This is a genomic window from Mucilaginibacter galii (genome assembly GCF_014635825.1).
GTDB lineage: Bacteria > Bacteroidota > Bacteroidia > Sphingobacteriales > Sphingobacteriaceae > Mucilaginibacter > Mucilaginibacter galii.
In genome coordinates, this window is record NZ_BMDO01000007.1 from 192668 (window position 1) to 215301 (window position 22634).

At 43.7% G+C, this 22634-nt stretch carries 23 protein-coding genes; 11 read left to right on the top strand and 12 right to left on the bottom strand.

From position 1 onward, the window contains the following. Nucleotides 1–21 precede the first annotated feature (21 nt). The 4 genes from IEV61_RS13785 to IEV61_RS13800 all read left to right on the top strand — a co-directional run bounded on the left by IEV61_RS13785 (nt 22) and on the right by IEV61_RS13800 (nt 4699). Complete coding sequence (locus IEV61_RS13785) at nt 22–324, top strand: hypothetical protein (protein WP_188417607.1); 303 nt, start codon at nt 22–24, stop codon at nt 322–324. 309 nt (nt 325–633) lie between these two features. Next, complete coding sequence (gene mnmA / locus IEV61_RS13790) at nt 634–1722, top strand: tRNA 2-thiouridine(34) synthase MnmA (protein WP_188417608.1); 1089 nt, start codon at nt 634–636, stop codon at nt 1720–1722. A 134-nt stretch (nt 1723–1856) separates the two neighbouring features. Continuing rightward, a complete protein-coding gene (gene topA / locus IEV61_RS13795; RefSeq protein ID WP_188417609.1) occupies nt 1857–4262 on the top strand; it encodes a type I DNA topoisomerase in 2406 nt (801 codons plus the stop codon). 32 nt (nt 4263–4294) lie between these two features. Further along, complete coding sequence (locus tag IEV61_RS13800) at nt 4295–4699, top strand: hypothetical protein (RefSeq protein ID WP_188417610.1); 405 nt, start codon at nt 4295–4297, stop codon at nt 4697–4699. 85 nt (nt 4700–4784) lie between these two features. On the opposite strand, the gene bioB is transcribed toward IEV61_RS13800, so the two are convergent. The 6 genes from bioB to ribD all read right to left on the bottom strand — a co-directional run bounded on the left by bioB (nt 4785) and on the right by ribD (nt 10175). Next, nucleotides 4785–5792, bottom strand: coding sequence for a biotin synthase BioB (gene bioB / locus IEV61_RS13805; protein WP_188417611.1), 1008 nt, complete (start codon nt 5790–5792; stop codon nt 4785–4787). 28 nt (nt 5793–5820) lie between these two features. Further along, nucleotides 5821–7170 (bottom strand): magnesium transporter, encoded by a 1350-nt coding sequence (gene mgtE / locus IEV61_RS13810; protein ID WP_188417612.1) that lies wholly within the window; start codon nt 7168–7170, stop codon nt 5821–5823. Between the two features lie 100 nt (nt 7171–7270). Then, nucleotides 7271–7549, bottom strand: coding sequence for a hypothetical protein (locus IEV61_RS13815; protein WP_188417613.1), 279 nt, complete (start codon nt 7547–7549; stop codon nt 7271–7273). Between the two features lie 90 nt (nt 7550–7639). Further along, nucleotides 7640–8254 carry an IMPACT family protein gene (locus IEV61_RS13820; protein ID WP_188417614.1) on the bottom strand — a complete coding sequence of 205 codons (615 nt, stop codon included), beginning with the start codon at nt 8252–8254 and terminating at the stop codon, nt 7640–7642. A 2-nt stretch (nt 8255–8256) separates the two neighbouring features. Then, nucleotides 8257–9120 carry a DMT family transporter gene (locus tag IEV61_RS13825; protein WP_188417615.1) on the bottom strand — a complete coding sequence of 288 codons (864 nt, stop codon included), beginning with the start codon at nt 9118–9120 and terminating at the stop codon, nt 8257–8259. 8 nt (nt 9121–9128) lie between these two features. After that, nucleotides 9129–10175, bottom strand: a complete 1047-nt coding sequence (gene ribD / locus IEV61_RS13830; RefSeq protein WP_188417616.1) for a bifunctional diaminohydroxyphosphoribosylaminopyrimidine deaminase/5-amino-6-(5-phosphoribosylamino)uracil reductase RibD — start codon at nt 10173–10175, stop codon at nt 9129–9131. Nucleotides 10176–10208: 33 nt separating this feature from the next. Between ribD and prmC the strand changes: the two genes are divergently transcribed. Further along, entirely contained in the window at nt 10209–11069 is an 861-nt protein-coding gene (gene prmC / locus IEV61_RS13835) for a peptide chain release factor N(5)-glutamine methyltransferase (RefSeq protein WP_188417617.1), read from the top strand. Nucleotides 11070–11172: 103 nt separating this feature from the next. Here prmC and xerD read toward each other — a convergent pair whose 3' ends face one another. Then, complete coding sequence (xerD, locus tag IEV61_RS13840; protein WP_188417618.1) at nt 11173–12072, bottom strand: site-specific tyrosine recombinase XerD; 900 nt, start codon at nt 12070–12072, stop codon at nt 11173–11175. Between the two features lie 122 nt (nt 12073–12194). On the opposite strand from xerD, the gene aroQ reads away from it, so the two are divergent. Beyond that, nucleotides 12195–12614, top strand: coding sequence for a type II 3-dehydroquinate dehydratase (gene aroQ / locus IEV61_RS13845; protein ID WP_188417619.1), 420 nt, complete (start codon nt 12195–12197; stop codon nt 12612–12614). A gap of 352 nt (nt 12615–12966) precedes the next feature. Beyond that, nucleotides 12967–15471: a mechanosensitive ion channel family protein gene (locus IEV61_RS13850; protein ID WP_188417620.1), complete on the top strand. Its 2505-nt coding sequence runs from the start codon at nt 12967–12969 to the stop codon at nt 15469–15471. On the opposite strand, the gene IEV61_RS13855 is transcribed toward IEV61_RS13850, so the two are convergent. Continuing rightward, on the bottom strand, nt 15440–16609 hold the full coding sequence (locus IEV61_RS13855; RefSeq protein ID WP_188417621.1) for a glycosyltransferase family 2 protein: 1170 nt from the start codon (nt 16607–16609) through the stop codon (nt 15440–15442). The two genes, IEV61_RS13850 and IEV61_RS13855, sit on opposite strands and share 32 nt — an antisense overlap. 4 nt (nt 16610–16613) lie before the next feature. Next, nucleotides 16614–17492 carry a lysophospholipid acyltransferase family protein gene (locus tag IEV61_RS13860; RefSeq protein ID WP_188417622.1) on the bottom strand — a complete coding sequence of 293 codons (879 nt, stop codon included), beginning with the start codon at nt 17490–17492 and terminating at the stop codon, nt 16614–16616. A gap of 43 nt (nt 17493–17535) precedes the next feature. Between IEV61_RS13860 and IEV61_RS13865 the strand changes: the two genes are divergently transcribed. After that, entirely contained in the window at nt 17536–18147 is a 612-nt protein-coding gene (locus IEV61_RS13865) for a WbqC family protein (protein ID WP_308472329.1), read from the top strand. Nucleotides 18148–18151: 4 nt separating this feature from the next. Further along, on the top strand, nt 18152–19276 hold the full coding sequence (gene corA, locus IEV61_RS13870; protein WP_188417623.1) for a magnesium/cobalt transporter CorA: 1125 nt from the start codon (nt 18152–18154) through the stop codon (nt 19274–19276). Between the two features lie 76 nt (nt 19277–19352). Here corA and msrA read toward each other — a convergent pair whose 3' ends face one another. From msrA to IEV61_RS13885, 3 genes are read right to left on the bottom strand one after another with little or no spacing between them, the layout of a single operon-like run. Continuing rightward, entirely contained in the window at nt 19353–20009 is a 657-nt protein-coding gene (msrA, locus tag IEV61_RS13875; protein WP_188417624.1) for a peptide-methionine (S)-S-oxide reductase MsrA, read from the bottom strand. A 17-nt stretch (nt 20010–20026) separates the two neighbouring features. Continuing rightward, complete coding sequence (locus IEV61_RS13880) at nt 20027–20272, bottom strand: DUF3820 family protein (RefSeq protein ID WP_188417625.1); 246 nt, start codon at nt 20270–20272, stop codon at nt 20027–20029. A gap of 28 nt (nt 20273–20300) precedes the next feature. Beyond that, on the bottom strand, nt 20301–21236 hold the full coding sequence (locus IEV61_RS13885; protein ID WP_188417626.1) for an MBL fold metallo-hydrolase: 936 nt from the start codon (nt 21234–21236) through the stop codon (nt 20301–20303). 152 nt (nt 21237–21388) lie between these two features. On the opposite strand from IEV61_RS13885, the gene IEV61_RS13890 reads away from it, so the two are divergent. Next, on the top strand, nt 21389–21658 hold the full coding sequence (locus tag IEV61_RS13890) for a hypothetical protein (protein WP_188417627.1): 270 nt from the start codon (nt 21389–21391) through the stop codon (nt 21656–21658). Continuing rightward, nucleotides 21651–22607, top strand: coding sequence for an aldo/keto reductase (locus IEV61_RS13895; protein WP_188417628.1), 957 nt, complete (start codon nt 21651–21653; stop codon nt 22605–22607). The genes IEV61_RS13890 and IEV61_RS13895 overlap by 8 nt, the downstream gene beginning before the upstream one ends. Nucleotides 22608–22634 lie beyond the last annotated feature (27 nt).

A 22634-nucleotide genomic window follows, 5' to 3' on the forward strand; every position in this document is an offset into this window, starting at 1 on the left:
TAATCACAAATCATAACCAAAATGAACTTTGAACTAATATTTGAGGAACCACAACTATGGGGACTTAGGGGAGATCCGGTTTTATGGCAGGAAATGAAAGAAGCAGCCATAAAAAAGGGTGAATTTAAAACTGAAATAGAGTTTTCAGATTTTTTAAATGCAGTTTTTAAAGAAATCACTGAAAATAAATTAGTTAGTAATAAGATCTATTATGTGAAAAGATTAGACACAGGAGGAATGTCCAGAGGACGTGTTGAATGTGATTTTTGGATCAAGTCCGGCTTTCCCCTGCTGATAAGCAGGTTTAACTTGTTGAACAAATAATTTAATGTGCCGAGTTTATCACTGTTCTTAAAAGCAATTCGATAAATGTCGGTTTCGCATACACTTCAAAAAATGCTTTGAATTAAAGCAAATTACACATTATAAGAACTTTTATATTCATAAAATCAAGGTGATGTCTTCTATAAGAAAAACCTAATCAATTGGTCTATATAAATTATGTATATATTTGATTTACAATATAATTTAACCATTAGTTAACTAAACGATCACAACATTATTATCCTTTTACCTTAACCTGACGATGCATATTTCGGCCAAAAGACTTTAAAGCTTATCTTTGTAATTGATATGAGTAAGCACGGTAGAATTTTAGTAGCCATGAGTGGTGGAGTTGATAGTTCGGTAGCAGCAATTATGCTGCATGAACAGGGCTACGAGGTTATCGGGCTTACCATGAAAACCTGGGATTATGCCTCGGCAGGCGGTTCGTCTAAAGAAACCGGCTGTTGCAGTTTAGACAGTATTAATGATGCCCGAGCTTTAGCCGTCGGTTATGGGTTCCCGCACTATATATTAGATATACGAAGCGAGTTTGGCAATTACGTTATCGACAATTTTGTGGATGAATACTTAGCCGGCCGCACCCCTAACCCATGCGTATTATGTAATACCCACATTAAATGGGAAGCTTTACTTAAACGTGCCGATAAGCTTGACTGTGAGTTTATTGCTACAGGGCATTACGCTAATATCCGCCAGCAAGATAGTGGCCGTTATGTAGTGTCTAAGGGCAAGGATGAAAATAAGGATCAGTCATATGTATTGTGGGGCGTATCGCAGGAAAATCTGGCACGTACCCATTTCCCATTAGGTAGCTTCAGCAAACCTGAGATTAGGCAAATGGCCTTAGATATGGGTCAGGCCGAATTAGCCGGGAAAAGCGAAAGCTACGAGATCTGCTTTGTGCCTGATAATGACTACCGCGCCTTCCTGCGCCATAAAGTGGAAGACCTGGATGAGCGTGTTGCCGGTGGTAATTTTGTATTGGCAGACGGCACAATTGTAGGTAAACACAAAGGTTACCCATTCTATACCATAGGTCAGCGTAAAGGCTTGGGTGTTGCGTTTGGTCACCCTATGTTTGTTACACAAATTAACCCTACCACAAATACCGTAGTTTTAGGCACACAAGATCAACTGGAACGTAAAGAAGCATGGGTGCGTAATCTTAACCTAGTTAAGTATGCAAGCATCACTGAGCCTTTGGAAGCGGTTACCAAGATCCGTTATAAAGATGCAGGCTCTACAAGTAGCATAGTGCAAATTGGCGAGCATATGAAAGTTGATTTTCACCACAACGTATCGGGTATTGCCCCGGGTCAGTCGGCCGTGTTTTACGAAGGTAACGACTTGCTGGGTGGTGGCTTTCTCATGTAGTTTCCTACCTCTGCTTTAATGAGGTATTTTAAACATTTCTGAAGTTTTACGGTATAAAAGTATACATTTATGCAAAATGCGAATTTTGGTTTCGCGTTTGATTGTGTTTATTTGCAAAAAAGAAAAAGCGTTTAATGGCTAAAAATTTACTCATAGTTGAGTCACCGGCGAAAGCCAAAACGATAGAAGGTTACCTGGGCAAAGACTTCACCGTAAAATCGAGTTACGGTCATATCCGTGACCTGGTGAAATCTGAAGATGCCATAGATATACCCAATAACTTTGCACAAAGGTATGAGGTACCTGCCGATAAAAAGCAGATTGTTAGTGAGTTAAAGAAATTAGCTAAAGAAGCCGAAATGGTTTGGCTAGCATCCGATGAGGACCGGGAGGGCGAAGCTATTTCCTGGCACTTATTTGAAACCTTAGGCTTAAAAGAAGATAAAACCAAGCGCATTGTTTTTCATGAAATTACCAAGCCTGCTATTATTAAGGCTATTGAAAATCCGCGCAAAATAGATTATAACTTAGTTAATGCCCAACAGGCACGCCGGGTATTAGACCGCTTGGTGGGTTTCGAACTTTCTCCGGTATTGTGGAAAAAAGTTAAACCTTCCCTATCTGCCGGGCGTGTACAATCGGTAGCCGTGCGTTTAATTGTAGAGCGCGAGCGTGAGATCAATAAGTTCAAGGCTGAAGCTGCTTTCCGTATAGTAGCGATATTTGGTAAAGGACGTGAGTCTTTCAAAGCTGAACTGCCCGAACGTTTTGCCGAGCAGGAACAGGCCGAGAAGTTTTTGAACGACTGTATTGATGCAGCGTTCAACGTTAAATCCTTAGATACACGGCCAACCAAGCGTTCGCCGGCAGCACCTTTTACCACTTCTACGCTGCAACAGGAAGCCAGCCGTAAGCTGGGATTTTCCGTTTCGCGTACCATGTCGGTTGCCCAAAAGTTGTACGAATCTGGTAAGATTACCTATATGCGTACCGATAGTGTTAATTTATCTGAAACGGCTTTAACCGCTGCACAACAGGAAATTACATCTGCCTACGGCGATAAATATCACCAGTTCCGTAAATATAAAACCAAATCGGCCAGCGCACAGGAAGCGCACGAGGCCATCCGTCCTACCTACTTTAATGTACATACCGTTGATGGCGATAATGCTGAAAAACGGTTGTATGAGCTGATCTGGAAACGTGCCATTGCATCACAAATGAGCGAGGCACAGTTTGAAAAAACCACTGCTAAAATTGAGATTTCCACCCGGAAAGAGGATTTAGTAGCCAACGGCGAAGTGATGAAGTTTGACGGCTTCTTAAAAGTTTACCTGGAATCGAGCGATGAAGATGAGGACAACACCTCGGATGAAAATAACGCTATCCTCCCTCCTTTAAACAAAGGTCAGTTGCTTGCTTTGCAGGAAATGACTGCCACCGAACGTTACTCCCGCCCACCGGCACGTTACACCGAGGCCAGTTTGGTAAAAAAATTAGAAGAGTTAGGCATCGGCCGTCCTTCTACTTACGCACCAACCATCTCCACCGTACAAAACCGTGGCTATGTAGTTAAAGAAGAACGCGAAGGTAAAACACGTAATTATCGCGTACTTACATTAAAAGATAAAGCAGTTAAGCAGGAACAGAAGACTGAAAATACCGGTGCGGAAAAGAATAAGCTATTTCCAACCGATATTGGCGCTGTTGTGAATGACTTTTTGGTACAGCACTTTAAAGGCATAGTGGATTTCCATTTTACGGCTAATGTTGAAAAGCAATTTGATGAAATTGCCCAGGGCTTAACCAATTGGACTAACATGATCCGCACGTTTTACACGCCTTTTCATGAAGGGGTACAAAACACTATTGAAACGGCTGATAAAGCCCGTGGCGAACGCGACTTAGGCATTCATCCCGAAACCGGTAAGAAGATGTCGGTACGCATAGGCCGCTATGGTCCCTTTGTGCAAATTGGCGATAGCGACAATGAAGAAGAAAAGCCTTTGTATGCCAGCCTGCGCACGGGACAGATGATCGAAACCATTACGCAAGAAGAAGCCCTGGAATTATTTAAGCTTCCGAAAAAAGCAGGTGAGTTTGAGGATAAAGATATGACCGTGGCCATAGGTAAATTTGGTCCGTACATTCGTCATAATAGCAGCTTTTACTCGTTACCCAAAGGTTTAGACCCAATGACGGTGACCGAAGAGCAGGCGATAGAGATTATTAAGGAAAAACGTATTAAAGATGCCGAGAAGCTGATCAAAACGTTTGATGAGGATCCGGAAATGAAGTTATTGAACGGACGCTGGGGGCCTTACATTGGGTACGGAAAACTAAATATTAAGATTCCTAAAGGTAAGGAGCCATTGCAACTGACCTTTGAAGAGTGCAAAGCCCTGGCCGATGCCATGGAGAAAGACACCAAGAAACCGGCGGGTAAAAAAGCGGCCGCAGCCAAGCCTGCTGCAAAGAAGCCGGCGACCAAAACTGCAGTTAAAAAACCAGCTGCAAAAACAACAGCCAAGAAAAAATAAAACACACGCCCGGCAACGGGCGTTTTTTAGTTATGATAAATGATTTGCCAAAAAATATTGTTGAAGACATTGCAGTAGCCGTAGCGCTTGAAAAAGAAAGCGCCGAAAGCAAGATATGGTACGTGTATCTGATCAACCTGAAAAATCAACCGATAGAAAACATATTAATTACCTCTAAGGGTTATGGTGAAAAAGATGGCGAACAGGTAAAGACATCTACCCTTCGCCATATGATGCCCATCATTGAGGGCAACTCTACCGCCTTAATTGAACCTATAGACGAGCAAACATTTGGTCTAAATAACGAGTATTGGGTGAGCTATTATATAGGACGCGATATCTATGACAAGAAGTTCATCTTCGTGCCCGAAAGTATTGTAGAAGGTAATTTTATAAAGTTACCCGTTTTGAATAAAGTTGGCGTAATGATTAAGTAGACGTCATTTTCACCTCTGCTTCCAAAAGCAAACAAGAAAGCCTCAGCAATTTTTGCTGAGGCTTTCTTGTTAAAGAACACAAATACTATGCTTCCAAATATTCTTTGATCTCTTCTGCTTGATTAGGCCTGCCATTTTTGAAAGCTTTACGTGGCGTTAAGCCAAGTAATTCAAACATGGCCATATCTTCATCAAAAGATGGATTAGGCGTGGTCAGTAGTTTCTCTCCGGCAAAGATGGAACTTGCTCCTGCCATAAAGCATAACGCTTGTTCTACTGTGCTCATTTCAGTTCTACCCGCAGACAGGCGTACCTGCGTACGTGGCATAACAATACGTGCAGTTGCTATCATGCGCACCATATCCCAAACAGAAACACGGGGCTGCTCGGCCAATGGTGTACCGGCTACAGGTACCAATGCATTTACCGGAACCGACTCAGGATGCTTAGGCAGGTTAGATAATGTTCTTAGCATCGAAATACGGTCTTCTACCGTTTCTCCTAAACCAATAATACCACCGCTACAAACCGATATTTTAGCCTTACGTACGTTTTCTAAGGTTTGCAGGCGATCGTCGTAAGTACGTGTGGTAATGATGCGCTTGTAATCTTCCTCTGAGGTATCGAGGTTGTGATTATAAGCGTACAGGCCGGCATCAGCCAAGCGCTGAGCCTGTGCTTCGTTTAGCATGCCTAAGGTGCAGCATACCTCCATATCCAGCTCGTTAACGGCCTTCACCATCTCAATCACCTTGTCAAAGTCGCGGTTGTCGCGCACTTCGCGCCAGGCAGCGCCCATGCACAAGCGAGATGCACCTCCGGCTTTCGCCTTTTGGGCAGCGGCTACTACTTCCTCTTTAGGCAGTATAGCATGTACGTTTACGCCGGTTTGGTAACGGGCAGCCTGCGGACAATAAGCACAATCCTCAGGGCATCCACCGGTTTTAACCGATATTAATGAACTTATCTGTACTTCGGCATAATCCTTATTTTCGCGGTGAATAGTTGCTGCCCGATAAATCAGGTCGAGCAGCGGGGTATGGTAAATTTCTGAAATTTTTTCTTTTGTCCAGTCGTGTCTTACTTCAGTCATATAATGTTGTAAGTTAATGGTGGCAAATTTATAATAAAAGCTTTGTTGCCAACCATAAAGGCAGCAAAAAACCTATACAATCTGTAAATGTAGTGATGATGATAGAGGAAGCCACGGCAGGATCAATACCTACCCTTTTCAATATCAGGGGTATAGTAGCACCTGTTAAACCGGCAACTATAACGTTACCCGTCATGGCTAAGAACATTACGAGGCCTAATATAGGGTTAGCATCGTACCACATAGCCACTCCGGCTACAATTACTCCGTTAGTAGCACCATTGGTCATGCCAACTAAAGCTTCTTTCAGCACCGTCATGTAAGCTTGCCTGTCGGTTAGGTCACTTAAAGATATGCGCCTCACCGTTACAGCCAATGCCTGGGTGGCTGCATTTCCGCCCATACCGGCAATAATGATCATATAAGCCGATATGATTGGCAATTTAGCTGCTGTATCTTCATAACTCCGTATAACCGAGGCTGCCAGGAATGCCGTGGCCAAATTGATGATTAACCAGGGCAAACGGCTCTTTACCGCATCGCGCCAGCCCCCGCTCAATTCTTCATCTTCAGATACACCCGATATTTTTAGAATATCCTCAGTATTTTCTTCCTCCATTACGTCGATAATATCATCTACCGTAATGCGGCCCAGCAAACGCATATCATCGTTTACTACGGGGATACTGGTTAGGTTATATTGAGAAATGAGTTTGGCAACTTCTTCCTGATCCAAATCGGCTTTTACATAAACATAATCTTTTTTAACCAGTTCCTCAACCCTAACCATGGGGCGGGCTTTTATAATATCTTTAATGGAAAGTATACCCAACAACACATCAGCATCGTCTACGGCGTAGAGCGTATAAAACTCCTCCATTTCTTCCGACTGCTTGATGATCTCTTCCAGTGCCTCGTTCTTGTTCAGTTTACCGTTAACCTTGATGAGGTCGGTATTCATCAAACCGCCGGCGGTATCCTCATCATAACTTAATAAGGCCCGGATGTTGGTGGCATCTTCCTGGTCAATCTCCCGCAAAATATCCTGCTGGTCGCTTTCGTCCATCTGCGATAGCAGGTCGGTCGCATCATCGTAGTCGAGTTCTTCAACAATTTCAGAACGCTTTTCGGAGGTAAGGTTAGCTAATAATTCTGCTGGATGATGCTCTTCATCCATTTCGGAAATAACCTCGGATGCCTCCTCGGCAGGTAGAATATTGATGATCCGTTCGCGCTCATCAGGTTCAAGCTTTTCGAAAAGTATAGCAATTTCAGACGTATGGTATTGCTGCAGAACTTGTTGTAGTTCGGCATCACTTCCATTAAGCGCAGTTTTAATACGCAGCAGGTCTGACTTATCAATATCAAAAGATTGCATACATGCCCAAGTTACGAAATAACAGGCAATACGGCACTAAAAAAGGGTAATATTGCTATCACCCTCCTACTAAAAATCGCTATTTAAATACTTTATGTTGTTAAGCTACTTTTTTAAGCTTATATGAGGTATTGTCATGATTAATAACCAGTTCGTCCTGGTCAATAGATTCGATCATGATCTTACGCTCGCCCAGGCGATCGTAGTTGTGAATAAGCAAATAATAGCTGTCATCGTTCTTGATTAAACGAAAAGGCGAAACGATGGTACCCGCCGGCTGAGTTTCTTTAAAGAATTTGATTTTTAGTAAATGTTTAACAAAGTCGAACTCGAACCTCCTCTCATTTTCGAGATAGATTCCAATTGGCAAGCCGTTCATGATATTTCTTAGGTTTGATGTAAATGATGTACCAGGTTAAGCATTAGTTACATTAAACGCAATAAATTAATTATTAATTTAATAAACATTTCAATTGCTAAAACGATATACAATCTTGATATCACTTAAACCGTTTAAACGGCTAATGGTTTGGTTTACACTACCTTTTCTAACAGAAATTTCAAAAACACATCGGTTATCTGCCTCCTGATTAAGTATGTTTATACCTTCTTCTTTAATGAGCTTCATTACGGCGTTCATTTTCAAATAATCAAACTCAATACTATAAACATCGCTGCTCACCTTTTCTATGATTTCCGACAGCTTCAAAGCCTCTTCTGCAGCCGTCTTGTAAGCGTTGATTAAACCTGGAACACCCAAAAGTTTTCCGCCGAAATAACGCACCACTACAATTAAAACATTGGTTATATTTTTAGATAACAAGACATTTAAAATTGGCCGGCCGGCAGTACCGGACGGCTCGCCATCGTCATTCAATTTAAACACAGAGCGGTCAGGACTTAACCTCAATGCCCAACAATAATGGTTTGCCTTTGGATGTGCCGACTTAAGCTGACTAACGAGCGGTTTAACATCAGCTTCGGAAGCTATGGGATAAACGTAGGCAATGAGTTTGCTGCCGCGATCTGCAAATGTTGCTTCGGCGGCTTTAGCAACAGTAAGGTAAGTATCTTCGAACAACATAACTATTTGGAAGCATAGGCTATCAATGCAATGGCTATTACAGCCAGCACTATGCCTACCTTATGTAATACGCCCAATTTTTCTTTGAAAACGATAAGCCCAACCAAGGTACCAACGCTAATTACTCCAATGTTCATAGCGGTGAATACGGTAGATGGATTGCCGGCCAGCGCAGTATGTGCTTTAAGGTAGAACAGAATGTTACCAAAATTAAAAAGCCCCAAAATAAAGCCAAAAAAGATATGCCTGAACATAAAGCGCTTTTTCTTAAATTGAATTTGATATGCCGAACCAAGCAGCGAAACGCCAAACGCTATCAGGTAAACAATAAACAACGAGGCCGTGTATGGCGCTGTTTTGTTAAGCGCCATTTGCTTAAACAGAATATCAATAGTACCAAAACCTAAAAATACACCCAGCAGGTACATCCACGTATTGCGGTTGCCTTGGGTAACCACATGCTTTTTTTGCCAGGGTATTAAGCAAAATATTGCCACGAAGCCTACTGCAATTCCAACTATCTTTAAACTTGTAAAATGATCGTTGAACAAAAAGACGGCTGCAGTTAATGAAAGTAATAATGATAGCCGCTGGGCAACATCTGTACGTACTATACCGGCACTACGCACGGCCGATGCCATAATGTAAAATATGGCTGGCAGCAAAAGGCCTAATAACAGGTAAATATTTACAGGTGCTTGGGTAACGCTTTTGATCTGCGGTTTTAAGAAAACCCAGGTTAAGCCGGCTGCAATGGCGTAATTCCAGGTTATGGCCTGTACCACGTTTATTTGATAGCGTTTGGCCATTTTGAGCAGTATGGAAACCAGCACACTACAGCAAACACTTAAAAATATGTAAAGCATTAAAGGTTCTATTGGTTGTAAATAATCTGCAATCGATCTTGTCCTACCTGGCTTTCCTGCGTGTTATATCCAAAGCAAACAGGCGCCCTGATTCCTGCCGGAAGCAGCGTTTCGCCGGTAAATATACGCGCTTCGTCCCACAAACCTGCTTCAATAAAAGCATTTAATGTGTGCGCTCCGCCTTCTATGATGATTGATTGAATATCCTGCAGATACAGTTGAAAAAGGATGTATTGAGGCACAAAGCGTTCAAAGTCTTCTAAGGCAATGTATTTAGTTTTATCGTTGATATCTGTTTTAATGGCGTTAAACACAAAGGTTTCAACCGAATTATCAAACAAATGCAAAGTGGTGTCTAATTGCAAATTCCGATCTATGACAACCCGCTTGGGCGATTTACCGGGCCATAGCCGGGTATTTAATTGAGGATTATCGATGCGCGCCGTGTTCTTTCCAACTAAAATTGCGTCTTCCTGGCTGCGCCATTGGTGAACCAGTTTTTTAGCTTCAGGGCCGGTTATCCAATGCTGAGTCCCATCGGCAGGTGCAAAATAACCGTTAGCCGTTTGAGCCCATTTCAAAATAATATAAGGCCGCTGTTTTTGTACGCGGGTAAAAAAACGCTTATTCAAGTTGCGGCACTCTTGTTCAAATACACCTACAATAACTTCTATACCAGACTGTTGCAGTTTTTCAATTCCTTTACCATCTACCTGTGCAAATGGATCGCGGCAACCAACCACTACCTTGGGGATTTGGTGTTTAATGATCAGATCGGCGCAGGGAGGCGTTTTACCATAGTGTGCGCATGGCTCAAGCGATACATAGATGGTGGATTGCTTAAATAGCTCTGCTGCATTTGGATAGTTATCCAAAACCTGGTTCACGGCATTAACTTCGGCATGTGCCTGGCCATATTTTTGGTGATAACCCTCCCCTATAATCTTATCCTGATGCACAATAACGGCGCCTACCATAGGGTTTGGGCTTACGTTACCAGCACCCAAAGCAGCTAACTCCAGGCAGCGCTGCATATAAATTTCATGAATTGCCATCGCACAAAAGTAGCTTTTATGTTTCTTTGTTGTATGAAAACGGTTAAAGATGCTTTTGATGTGTTTAAGACAAGCTTGGCTGAGATATACACCGCTCCCGAGGCAGAAGCTATTACCAGCCTTGTAATCACTGAAGTAACAGGCCTCAGCAGGGCATCGGTCAGAGCCTTTACCGAGACGGAGCTTAATGTAGTGCAAAGCGAACGCCTACTCACTTATTTAGACGACCTAAAGACCGGCAAACCCATACAATATATTTTAGGCCATACCGAGTTTTATGGCCTACCCATTGAGGTAAATCCATCGGTGCTTATACCCCGGCCGGAGACGGAAGAACTGGTGGAATGGATCTTGCAGACCATACCACGAAACAGCGGATACAACATCCTCGATCTGGGTACCGGAAGTGGCTGTATACCTATTGTGTTAAAATCAAAATTAATTGATAGTAAAGTATTTGCAATAGACATATCACCCTCAGCTTTAGAAACTGCTCAACGTAATGCAGCCGTTAACAAAGTGGATATTACGTTTATCGAAGCTGATATTTTAAGCCTGAAAACACCTGAAATAACCGGTCAGAAATACAATGTTATTGTAAGTAACCCACCTTATGTAACCAATGCCGATAAGCTGCAGATGCACCGGAATGTGACCGACTTTGAGCCTCATACTGCCCTGTTTGTACCGGACCATGACCCGCTGTTATTCTACAACGCCATAGCCCAATTCGCTACCAATCAACTGGTGAAAGGGGGTAATTTATTCTTCGAAATCAATGAAAGTTACGGGGCGGAAACGGTTGACATGCTCGTCAAAAAAGGTTTTCAGCACATTGAACTGCGGCAGGATATGGCAGGTAAAGACCGAATGATCAGGGCGATTTTGCTTTAAAAAGTTACTTAAAAATTCATATTTCTTCAAAAAACTTCATATTTCCTCATGTATTGAAGTCCTTAAAAACGTTTGAATAAAGTAGGGAAATTTCAAACAAAAGTTAGCTCCTGGGGTGATATTGGATGATGGTGCTCTTCAAATAATCCCGGTCCAAGTGGGTGTAAATTTCGGTGGTGGTTATGCTTTCGTGACCCAGCATTTCCTGAACGGCGCGCAGGTCGGCGCCACGTTCTATAAGATGCGTAGCAAAGGAATGCCTAAAGGTATGCGGACTTATCTTTTTCTTCAGCCCTATCCGCGTAGCCAGTTGCTTGATCAGCATAAAAATGAACTCGCGGGTAAGCCTGGTACCTCTGCGGCCTAAAAATACGATGTCCTCCTCGCCCTTGTTAATTTTTGCATGTACCCGGCTGTGCTCCAGCCATAATTGCAGGGCTTTGATGGCGGTGTGACTAATAGGCACCAGCCTTTCTTTATTGCCTTTACCTGTTACTTTGATAAATTCAATATCCAGGTACAAATTAGAGATCTTGAGCTCAGTTAGCTCCGAAACACGCAGGCCACAACTGTACAGCAGTTCCAGGATGGCTTTGTTACGGGTACCATCAGGTTTGGAAAGATCAATGGCGGCAATTAGCTCATTAATTTCTTCATAGCTCAGGGTATCGGGCAGTTTACGCGTAATGCGCGGAGATTCTAACAATTCAGAAGGGTCGGCGCTGATCATATCCTCGATCAGCATAAATTTGTAGAAGGATTTTATCCCTGAAAGAATACGTGCCTGGGTTGAGGGAATCATGCCCAATTCGTTTATCCACTGTATAAACTCACGCAAATCATCCAGCACAATGGCATTTGGTTTAAGCACAACAGGCTTACTTTCAGCAAACTCTCTCAACCTACCTATATCTCGGCTATAGGCTTCAATAGAGTTAGCCGACAGCGACCTTTCGAGCTTTAAATAATTTTGAAATCCTTTAACTGCCGACTGCCAATCCACCCTGTTTTAGTTTTAGTGTTTTTATAGTTAAGTTTGAAGGGTAACAACCACTTGGCTGCTGCCTTTAATACAAAGCAAATAACGGCTTAAATAGCTACATCATTACTTATTAAATTATCCTGATGAAAATACAGATCATCAACGGGCCAAATTTAAACCTGTTGGGCATAAGAGAAAAATCTATTTATGGCGATGCCAGCTTTGAAAGCTATTTTACCACACTGCAGCAACGTTACCCCAACCATGAGTTAAGCTATTACCAAAGCAACAAAGAGGGCGAACTGATAGATAAACTGCATGAAGTTGGTTTTGACTTTGATGGCATCATTTTGAATGCAGGCGCCTACACGCATACCTCTATTGCTATTGCCGATGCCATTGCGGCCATCAATACCCCGGTTATTGAAGTGCATATTTCCAATGTACATAAACGCGAGTCGTTCAGGCATCACTCCTATCTTTCAGCTAATTGTAAAGGTATTATTGTGGGTTTTGGGCTGGATGGGTACAGGTTGGCGTTGGAGAGTTTATTTGCATCTTAAATTTATGACTTCAATGAGTCCGAAGTAGTCTTTCCCTTTGCCCTCAAGATGAGCTCCCGACCAGATGCGCTGGCTAGGCCGACACCTATTTTTAAACATTTAAAATACAACGTAACATAGTGCGCCTCTAAATCCCTCCCTTGGGAGGGCAGGGAGGGGTTTAATGATGCGACTCACCAACCTTCGTCTAAACCCAAGCCAGCCGCCCCCCTCCCCGTGTGAAAGAATTGAAAACCAACAACTATTTTTTCCAAAGAGATTTGGCGCACTTTAGAAGCTTTTACACAACCTAAGTCAAGCGCTTTTCGTATATAACCGTTATACACTCATCAACTGATACTTAGCTGCTGCAATGCGTAAAAATTTCCTAATCCGGATACTCACTTTATCTTTTTTTATAGGTCTTGCTTTTTCTACAGAAAGCCAGGCGCAATCCAAAACCAAGCGTGCACGTACAGTAAGCGATTCACTGCGGGCGGCCATACTTCGCCGCGATTCGATGATGAGGTATTACCGCACCTCTGATACATCGACCAATAATTTACTTCAACGTATTGAGTATTATACACTGTCTTTCAACCAAATAAGCACAAGGCTGGGTAAAGGACTTGACACTACGGAGATTAGCGCACAACTGCCCCGAACCGAAAAACTTAACACCGTAGTACGCAATCTTATTGTGCGCGACAGGTCGGGCACGCTACGTTACCTCTACGCCATTCGGGATATTTTAAACAAGCAGCAAGACCGGCTGGATATTTGGCAAGACAAGCTCAAAGAAATTAACGAGAAACTGGCCGATATAGACGAGCAAATAAACCAGATAGGTAAAGACTCTATATTTCGTATTTTCCCGGCCGATAGCACCCTGCGTCTTACCTTTTTACAGCAGCGCAGCAGTATAGAACTTAAAGCTCAAAAGCTCGACGAGCTCAACAAGAAAGCCTTATTGCGTATCGGACTGATGCAAAACCGGGTAACATCGGCTTACATATCCATCATCGAAGAAAAAGATCTTATTAATACCAAGATCAGGAATTTTAGCATTAACTCGCTTAATTGCGAATATGGCTACATATGGGCTATGACACCTGCCCATGGCACCACTTTCGTTTCATCATTTGAGCGCACGCTGAACATGAATATGCGGCTGTTTAATCTGCTCAACGGCGAATCGTACATGCATTTAGTGAGCTTAATGATTTTGGTTGGGTTCTTTTGCTGGGTATTTTTTAACCGCCGCAAGATCATCAAAACTAAAAAAGGCGCTAAAGATATACTCGAGCAAACCAATTACATTTCTATTTACCCGGTGGCGGTGTCGTTCCTTGTCGCATCGCTCATTATGCCTTACTTGTACGACCAGCCGCCGATGGTATTCCTGGAAAGCATTTTTATAGTGACGATGATTTGCTTGCTTTACCTCACCCGTAAAACTTGTCCGTTGCCGCCGTTCAAATACCTGCGCCTGCTATTTTGGCTTACGGTGGTGTTCAGCATCAGCAATTTATTTATAGAGGTATCTAACGTAGACCGTATCGTATTTTTGTTGCTTACCGCAGCTACCGTTTGGATAACCTATCGGTTTGTGAATCAACTTGACACCACGCATGAAAGCTATATTCCTTACAGCCGCTTTGCTTTATGGGCGCTTATTGTTTTAGAAGTAATAGCATCGGTACTCAATATAGCAGGGCGCTTTAGCCTGTCTAAAATTATTGGGGTTACGGCACTTTACAACTTTTGGTTGGCCATTAGCTTATACTACTTTGTGCAAATATTGGTACAAAGCCTCTTTTTACAGTTGGAAGCCAATAAGGTAGATAAAGACAGCATTAGCTCTTATCTTGATTTTAAGTTACTACAGGGCAAATTTAAGAGCATTATCAATATCATAGCAATTGTGATGTGGGTGGTTATCCTGCTCCAGAATTTGAGTGTAGAGGATGGTGTTTTTGATTTGGCTGGCAGTTTCCTTAACCAATCGCGTAAACTGGGTGGCACATTGTTCACCTTTGGCAGCATTATTATTTTTGTGGGCGTTATTTGGTTAGCCAGCATATTGGCACGTGTTATTACTTATTTTTATGATTTTGCAGGTCAGCATAGGGCCACCACTTCGGCTCAACGTAAAACGCGTACCTCGCTCCTGCTCATTCGTATCGGCATTTTCAGCGTCGGCTTTTTGCTGGCCGTGGGTGCATCGGGTTTTCCGTTAGATAAGATCACCATCATTATTAGTGCCCTGGGTGTGGGTGTGGGTTTCGGTTTACAAAACATTGTAAACAACCTGGTATCGGGCTTGATACTGGCTTTTGAAAAACCGGTGCAGGTGGGCGATGTTATTGAGGTGGCCAATCACTCGGGCACTATTAAAGAAATTGGAATACGTTCGAGCAAAATATCAACAGGTAACGGTGCCGAAATAATTATCCCTAACGGCGATTTGATATCTCAGCACGTAATTAACTGGACGTTAAGCGATAATAACCGCCAAGTTGAACTTTCTATTAGTGTAGCTCATGGTTGTGATGTTGACCAGGTAAAGAATATTTTAAGGAAGGTGATGGCATACCGGGAAGATATTATGCTAAATCCCGAGCCGATGGTGTTCCTGGATACACTAACACAAACCGCTGTTAACTTCAAGGTACAGTTTTGGGCCGCCGATATTTCCATGTGGCAGCAGCTAAAGAGCCGCGTGTTGTCCAGTATATATAAAGCGTTTGAAAACGAGGGCATTGAAATGCCACCACCTAAGCAAGAGGTTTTTGTACAGCTCCCCAACTCCGATGCGCCTACCCCCGAGGGAACCACGCCACCGGCTAATGAAAATCCTTTGAATCCAAATCCGTAAAGTGTGTTTTCTTCTTCACAAAAAACTGGGTCACGATACTGCGTTTGTACAAGCCAGCAAGGTTCGGGGACTTAGGGGTATTTAGGGTGCGGGGTGCGGGGATTTGAGGTGCGGAGTGCGAGGTTTCGGGGTGCGAGGTGCTGCCGTTTATTTGCGATACGTCCGTTACAGAACCTCGCTCCTCTTTCTTCACTCCAACTACTTCACTCCCCGCTCTAAAAACCTCGCTCCCCGCACCTCGAAACAGGCTTCTTACAAAGCTTTGATGGGCTTTGCTTACGGCCCAGGCATCTTTGCGTTTACCTTCGCCTAAAAACCGTAGGAGGGCTATCAGATCGAGCCACATGCGCGTGCCTATTACCACGCTGGCACGCATGGCAGGCATATTTTTTTTAATAAGCCAAAGATTGTTGCGAAAATTGAGGTAAGTTTTGAATGGATTTTCGGTATTAAGCGTGCCGCCGCCTACGTGGTACACGGTAGACTGGGCGCAGTACATGATCTTGTAACCTATATTCTTCAATCGCCAGCACAGGTCAATTTCTTCCATGTGGGCAAAAAAACGCTCATCAAAACCGCCGGCCTCAAACCAGCAGCTACTGCGAATAAACAGCGCCGCGCCCGATGCCCAAAATATTTCGCCCGATTGTTCGTACTGTCCCCTGTCTTCTTCAACCTCGTAAAATAAGCGCCCGCGGCAAAACGGATAACCCAGCTTATCTATATAGCCACCGGCTGCGCCTGCATGCTCAAAATAATTTTTACGGTCGTAAGCCTTAATTTTGGGTGCGGCAGCAGCAATAATGCTATCACTTTCCATCAGCTGTATAATAGGCGCTATCCAGTTGGGAGTAACTTCAATGTCGGAGTTCAGCAGTATATAGTAATCGGCCTTCACCTGGTTAACTACCCGGTTATAACCGCCGGTGTAGCCGTAATTTTCATCATTTTGTATTACGGTGACCTGGTTAGTGTACCGCGATCTTAAAAACTCCACCGAACCATCGGTTGAGCCGTTATCGCCCACTACAATCTCCAGGTTTGGCCAGTTTGATTGCAGTACCGAGGGTAAAAATTGCTGTAAAAATTTAAGGCCGTTCCAGTTTAATATAACAACAGCAACTTTAGGTTCATTCATTACTTTATATCGTTGGCTTAAATTTCCACCTGCGGTGAGACCATAGCCAATATTGGGGTTCTTCTCTAATTACATTTTCAAGGTACTGCACATGCGCGTTAGTGATCTCGTACTCGGCAGTAAGCTTGGGGTTATCAAACAAAGGTACGAATGTACACGAGTAATAACCACGTTTTACGCGCCTTACATCACAAAAAACCACCAGGCTATCGGTAGCTTTGGCCAGCTTTTCAACACCTAAAAATACGGCTGTGGGTTGGTTTAAAAAATTGGTAAAGTACACGGCTTCCTCGCGCGATGGGGTTTGATCGCCGGCCAGCACCGTAAACGTCACCTCATGCCTGTGCGACACAATTTTGCGAAAGGTATTTTTCATGGGTACCAAATATGCGCCAAAACGTGTACGCAGGTTATAAAAAAAACGGTCAAATACCTCGTTAGACAAAGGCTTGTAAGCAATAATGCAGGGCCGCTCGGTAATTAAACCCATGCGCAGGCAGCCGCTTTCCCAGTTACCATAATGCCCAACTGCGCCTATAATACTTTTACCTTTTTTAAAAGCGGCGTTATCCAGCATTTGCCGGTTCTCTATTCGCACCCTTTTTATTACCTCTTCTTGAGAGAGGGTAGTGAGTTTTATAGTCTCCACAATTAAATCGGCCAGGAAACGGAAGTACTTCTTTTCAATGCTTTGCCGCTCTGCCAACGACTTTTCGGGAAAAGCGTTGGCCAGGTTTTGCTGCACCACTTTGCGGCGGTAATGCGTTACGTGGTAAAGTAAAAAGAAGAGCACATCGGCAATGAGGTATAATATAAAGTAAGGCAGTAAGGAGACCAGGTATAGCAAACCGACACCTAAGCTGGAAAAACCTTTCTTTATCATTACTTTCGCAGAAACATTTAAAGCACAAACATAAAGAATTTATATGATGGAAAAAGGCGCCCTCTTACCGCTCTTTTATTTACCCCCGGTAAGTTATTTTAAAGCCCTGAACCAGTATAAGCCCAATATATTGATAGAAAAGCACGAGCATTTTCCTAAGCAAACATACCGCAACCGGGCCAACATTTACTCGCCCGATGGTGCGCTTACGCTGGTGGTACCGGTGGTAAAAGGTTCCAAGGTGCATACCCCAACTCATGAGGTAAAGATCAGCAACGATTTTAGGTGGCAGCGTTTACACTGGATGAGTTTGGAGTCGTGCTACAGGCGGTCGGCCTATTTTGAGTTTTACGAAGATGGTTTTGCTCGCTTTTACCAGCAGCGGTTTGATAACCTATTTGAATACAACCAGGAATTACTGACCATGATTCTTAAGTTTTTAAAGATGCCCATACCATTGCAGTATACCGATGAGTATCACCGCGAATATCCGGAGGCTACAGACTACCGCAATGCCATCCATCCTAAAAAAGACGCGTTGGTTGAACAAAAACCCTATTTTCAGGTTTTTGAAGAGCGCAAGGGTTTCCTTAAAGACCTGAGTATAGTAGATCTGCTGTTTAACCAAGGCCCGCAGAGCATCAATTACCTGTAAATAAATGACCGCCATAGATTATAAGCGCGTAAAGCTGCACCGTCGTACCAGCAACGTAGGCGACAAGCCCGGTACCATTCGCGTGCCTGAGGGTGCCCTGAAACCACGGATAAAAATATATTCTTACAATGACAAAGAGCTGGTAAAATCGGAAGGTGAAAGCATAAAAACCATCTTAGATCAACTCGGCCATTGCAATGATCACACGCATTGGATAAAGATAAATGGTTTGGGAGATGCTGCATTGATTGAAGAAATTGGCGAGCGACTCAACATTAACGACCTGGTGCTTGAAGATATTATGAATACGCATCAGCGTTCAAAATTTGATGAATTTGACGAATACGTGTTTGCCACCGGCCGCCTTATAACCTGTAACGATAAATGCGATCTGGATAATACGCAGCTATCGGTTATCGTGAAAGATAACATGGTAATTAGTTTTGAAGAAAACTATGAGCAAAACTTTGAAGGTCTGGAAAAACGTATTAATGTAAATAAAAGCCCTATCCGCAATTTAGGGCCGGGCTTTATTTGCTATGCCCTTTTTGATACCGTGATAGACTGGTATTTTGTGGCGCTTAACCAAATTGGCGAAAGCATGGAAGCCATTGAAGATCGTATTTACGAAAATGCCAACAAAAGCATTATGTACGATACCCAGCACCTCAAGCGTACACTTATTGTACTGCGGCGCGCTGCCTGGCCAGAGCGCGACAAGATCAACGACATGATCCGCACCGAAAGCCCGCTCATTACTAAGGAAACCAAAACTTACCTGCGCGACGCATACGACCACTGTATCCAGATCATTGACCTGATAGAAAGTTATAAGGAAATAAGCGCCAGCAACATGGATTTGTATCTGAGCATGGTAAGCAACCGCATGAACGAGATCATGAAGGTGCTCACCATTATATCGGTCATCTTTATCCCGCTAACCTTTGTGGCCGGCGTATACGGCATGAACTTCGCTCCTGCCGACCCGCATACGAATAAATCACTCCCGCTAAACATGCCCGAGCTGTATGAACCGCATGGCTACCTGTATTGCGTAGGCATTATGGTGTTCATTGGCTTAATACAACTGTTGTTCTTTTGGAAAAAAGGCTGGTTTAACCGGCTTTAAGGCAGCTTCTTAAAGAAGCTTGACTTTGTATGCGCCGCTTTGTTGAGTCTTCGACGGCCCTAACAGGTTTCTTTTCCTATTTTTGAAACTCCGGCTTTAACTGTGCTTTCATAGCCTTACGCATCTTCATGATCTTCGGCTCGGATACGGCGGTCAGGTAGTCGTTATCATTATAATGCAACCTGTAATAGCCCTGATGATATTTCTCTGCGGGATAAAACACCTTGAAGGGTTCTACCTGGGTTACTATTTTGCTGGGATAGTGTTTTGATGTGTTCACCTTGGCAATTACCTGCTGCAATGTCTGCTTTTCTTCGGGTGTACGATAAAAAGCTATGGAACGGTAATCGGTACCGGTGTCTGGTCCCTGGCGGTTAAGGGTAGTAGGGTCGTGCGCGTAAAAGAAAGCTTCGGCTAAGGTGGCGTAGCTTATTTTCTTAGGGTCGTAATAAATTTGTACTGTTTCAGCGTGGTTGGTAGTGCGGGTGCAAACTTCTTCGTAGGTAGGGTTTTTGGTATTGCCGCCTGCATAACCAGATACCACCCGGTTAACGCCGCGCAGTTCCAGCATGGCCTCGCCCATGGCCCAAAAACAGCCTCCTCCAAAAGTGGCTACAGCTTCACCAGCCTTGGGCTGGGGCAGCGCAGCAAATTGATTATTTTTACCGGGTTGTCCGTCAGCGCAGCTGCAAACCAGCAGCATTAACGCCAGATAGGTGATGATCTTGTTCATACCTATACATACGTAAACTACAGGCGCTTAGTGTTCACCGCATTCTTTACCGAATGTAAAATTGACGTGAGCCCGTTGATCTTGATCTCATAAACGGTGGAGAGCATCATGCCTAATTTACCGGCAGGCATACCTTTGCTGTGCATCCACTCAAGGTAGCTCACCGGTAAATCGCACAATAAAACGCCCTTATGTTTGCCAAAAGGCATGGGCATTTTTATAATTTCAACTAAGATCTGGCTATCTGGCGTTACTCTTTCCACACGGTAAAGGTAACAATATACTTACTTACTATTTGACCAAAGTGCGGGTAACCGCAAAACCGGCCAGCGCAGCCATTAACCCAACCACCACTTTAAATTTAGTGGTAGACTTAAATGGAGGCACGTAATAGGTACCTGTTTCATCGGCTTCGGCTGGTTTATCTGTATAGCGCCCTCCCGATGGTATGGCCAGCTGCTCAAAGTTATCGGCCAAATTACGCAGGGCTTCCTGCAACTCGCGACCACGCATTACCGGTCCGTGCCCGGTGGCAGCTATGCGAGGTTCCATATAGGCCAGTATTTTTACTGATGCCTCTGCAGCCACCCAGTCGGTAGTCATATATCGCGGCGGACCCGATATATGCTTAATGTTGCTCAATGCCGCCACGGCCGACTCGGGCTTGGTGGTTACAAAGGCGTCGCCTACAATCAAGGTTGTGTTAAGCGGTAAAAATAAGGAAATATGACCCGGCGTGTGCCCCGGTGTATGGATCACCTTCCATTCAGGCAATTGAGGTATTCCCTCTTCCATATCAATAATGCGCACGTTCTTGCTGATATCCAACGGTTTTTTACGGAAAAATACCGACATCAGCGACATCATGCCCTCGCCCACGGTTGGGTCGGCAGGCGGGTAAGATGATTTTCCTGTTAGGTATGGAATTTCCAGCTCGTGTGCATAAACCGGTACATCCCAGTGTTCAAGCAGTTCTTCCAGGGCACCGGTATGGTCGGAATGCGCATGGGTAAGTACAATAGCCGTAGGGCGTGCACCGGGTCCAAATATAGCTTCGGCCATAGCAATAATGCGCTTTGCCGAACCTTGTATACCCGCATCTACCAGCACCCAGCCTTTCGGAAAACCACGGCGGTTAGCCACGATGTATACGTTCACAAACAATAGGCGCATGCCCCAAACACCTTGGGCAACCTGAAAATATTTAATGTTTTTATTAAAAAGCATAGATTATAATTGATGGTTTAATAACATCTGTTTTTAGATAATAGTTTTTCCAAATACTAAAGCCTTGTCACATACCTCTTTTAAAAAAACAATTTTAGCCCAACATTATTATCTGTATAACAACTTTCAGTAACCTTTATTAACTAACAATCATGGAACAACAATTTGATGCAATATTAACCGGTTCAGACAGCCAGATAGAAGGCGTGGTAAATACGATAAGTCAATCGGGCTACAGCGAGGCTTATGAATTCAATTCTATTGACGGTACCCTCAACCTGGTAATTGCCCGCGACACTGATGGTAACTGGATACGCATAGCAGGCAGCGAACCTTACTTTGCCGGTTGGGTTGATGAATTGGTTGAACAGATCAATAACCCCGAAACAAACAATACAGCCATTACTTTCGACAATGAATAAAAGAACTTTAGGTAATTCTGATATCAGCATAGCGCCATTTGTATTTGGCGGCAATGTGTTTGGGTGGACTATTGATGAAAAAACTTCGTTCACGCTGCTTGATGCCTTTGTGGATTTAGGTTTAGACTGTATTGATACAGCCGATGTTTACTCGCGCTGGGTACCAGGCAACAAAGGAGGCGAATCGGAAACCATTATAGGCAGCTGGTTGAAAAAAACCGGCAAGCGCAACCAGGTGGTTATTGCAACAAAGTGCGGCAGTTCGATGAACGCCAGCGACCCGAGCAAGAACCTATCGAAGCAATACATTATTAAAGCCGCCGAAGATTCTTTAAAGCGCTTGCAGATAGATCATATCGATCTGTACCAGTCGCACTACGATGATCCAAATACACCGGTACAGGAAACGCTGGAAGCATATGAACAGCTAATTAAGGAAGGAAAAGTGCGTGCTATAGGTGCATCTAACTTTAGTCCCGAAAGACTTAAAGAGTCCTTAGATACGAGTGCCAACTTGGGGCTGCCTGCTTATGTCAGCTTACAGCCAGAAAACAATTTGTATGACCGCGAAGGTTACGAAAAAGCCTTGGAGCCACTTTGCCGGGAGAACGATTTGGGTGTGATTACCTACTATTCGCTGGCCAGCGGCTTTTTAAGCGGCAAATACCGCAGCGAAGCCGATTTGCACAAAAGCAAGCGCGGTGCGGGTATCAAAAAGTATTTAAATGAGCGTGGTGAACGTATTCTAAAGGCATTAGATCATACAGCGCATAATTACAGCAGCACACCTGCGGCAGTGGCTTTAGCATGGGTTATTGCCCGCCCCGGCATTACAGCACCCATTGCCAGCGCTACCAGCGTAAGCCAGTTACAGGAGTTAGCACAATCGGTATCATTAAATTTACCACAAGAGGTTATTAATGAACTAACAGAGGCAAGTGCTTATTAAAGCGTAAGCATATAAAACCGTTTAATA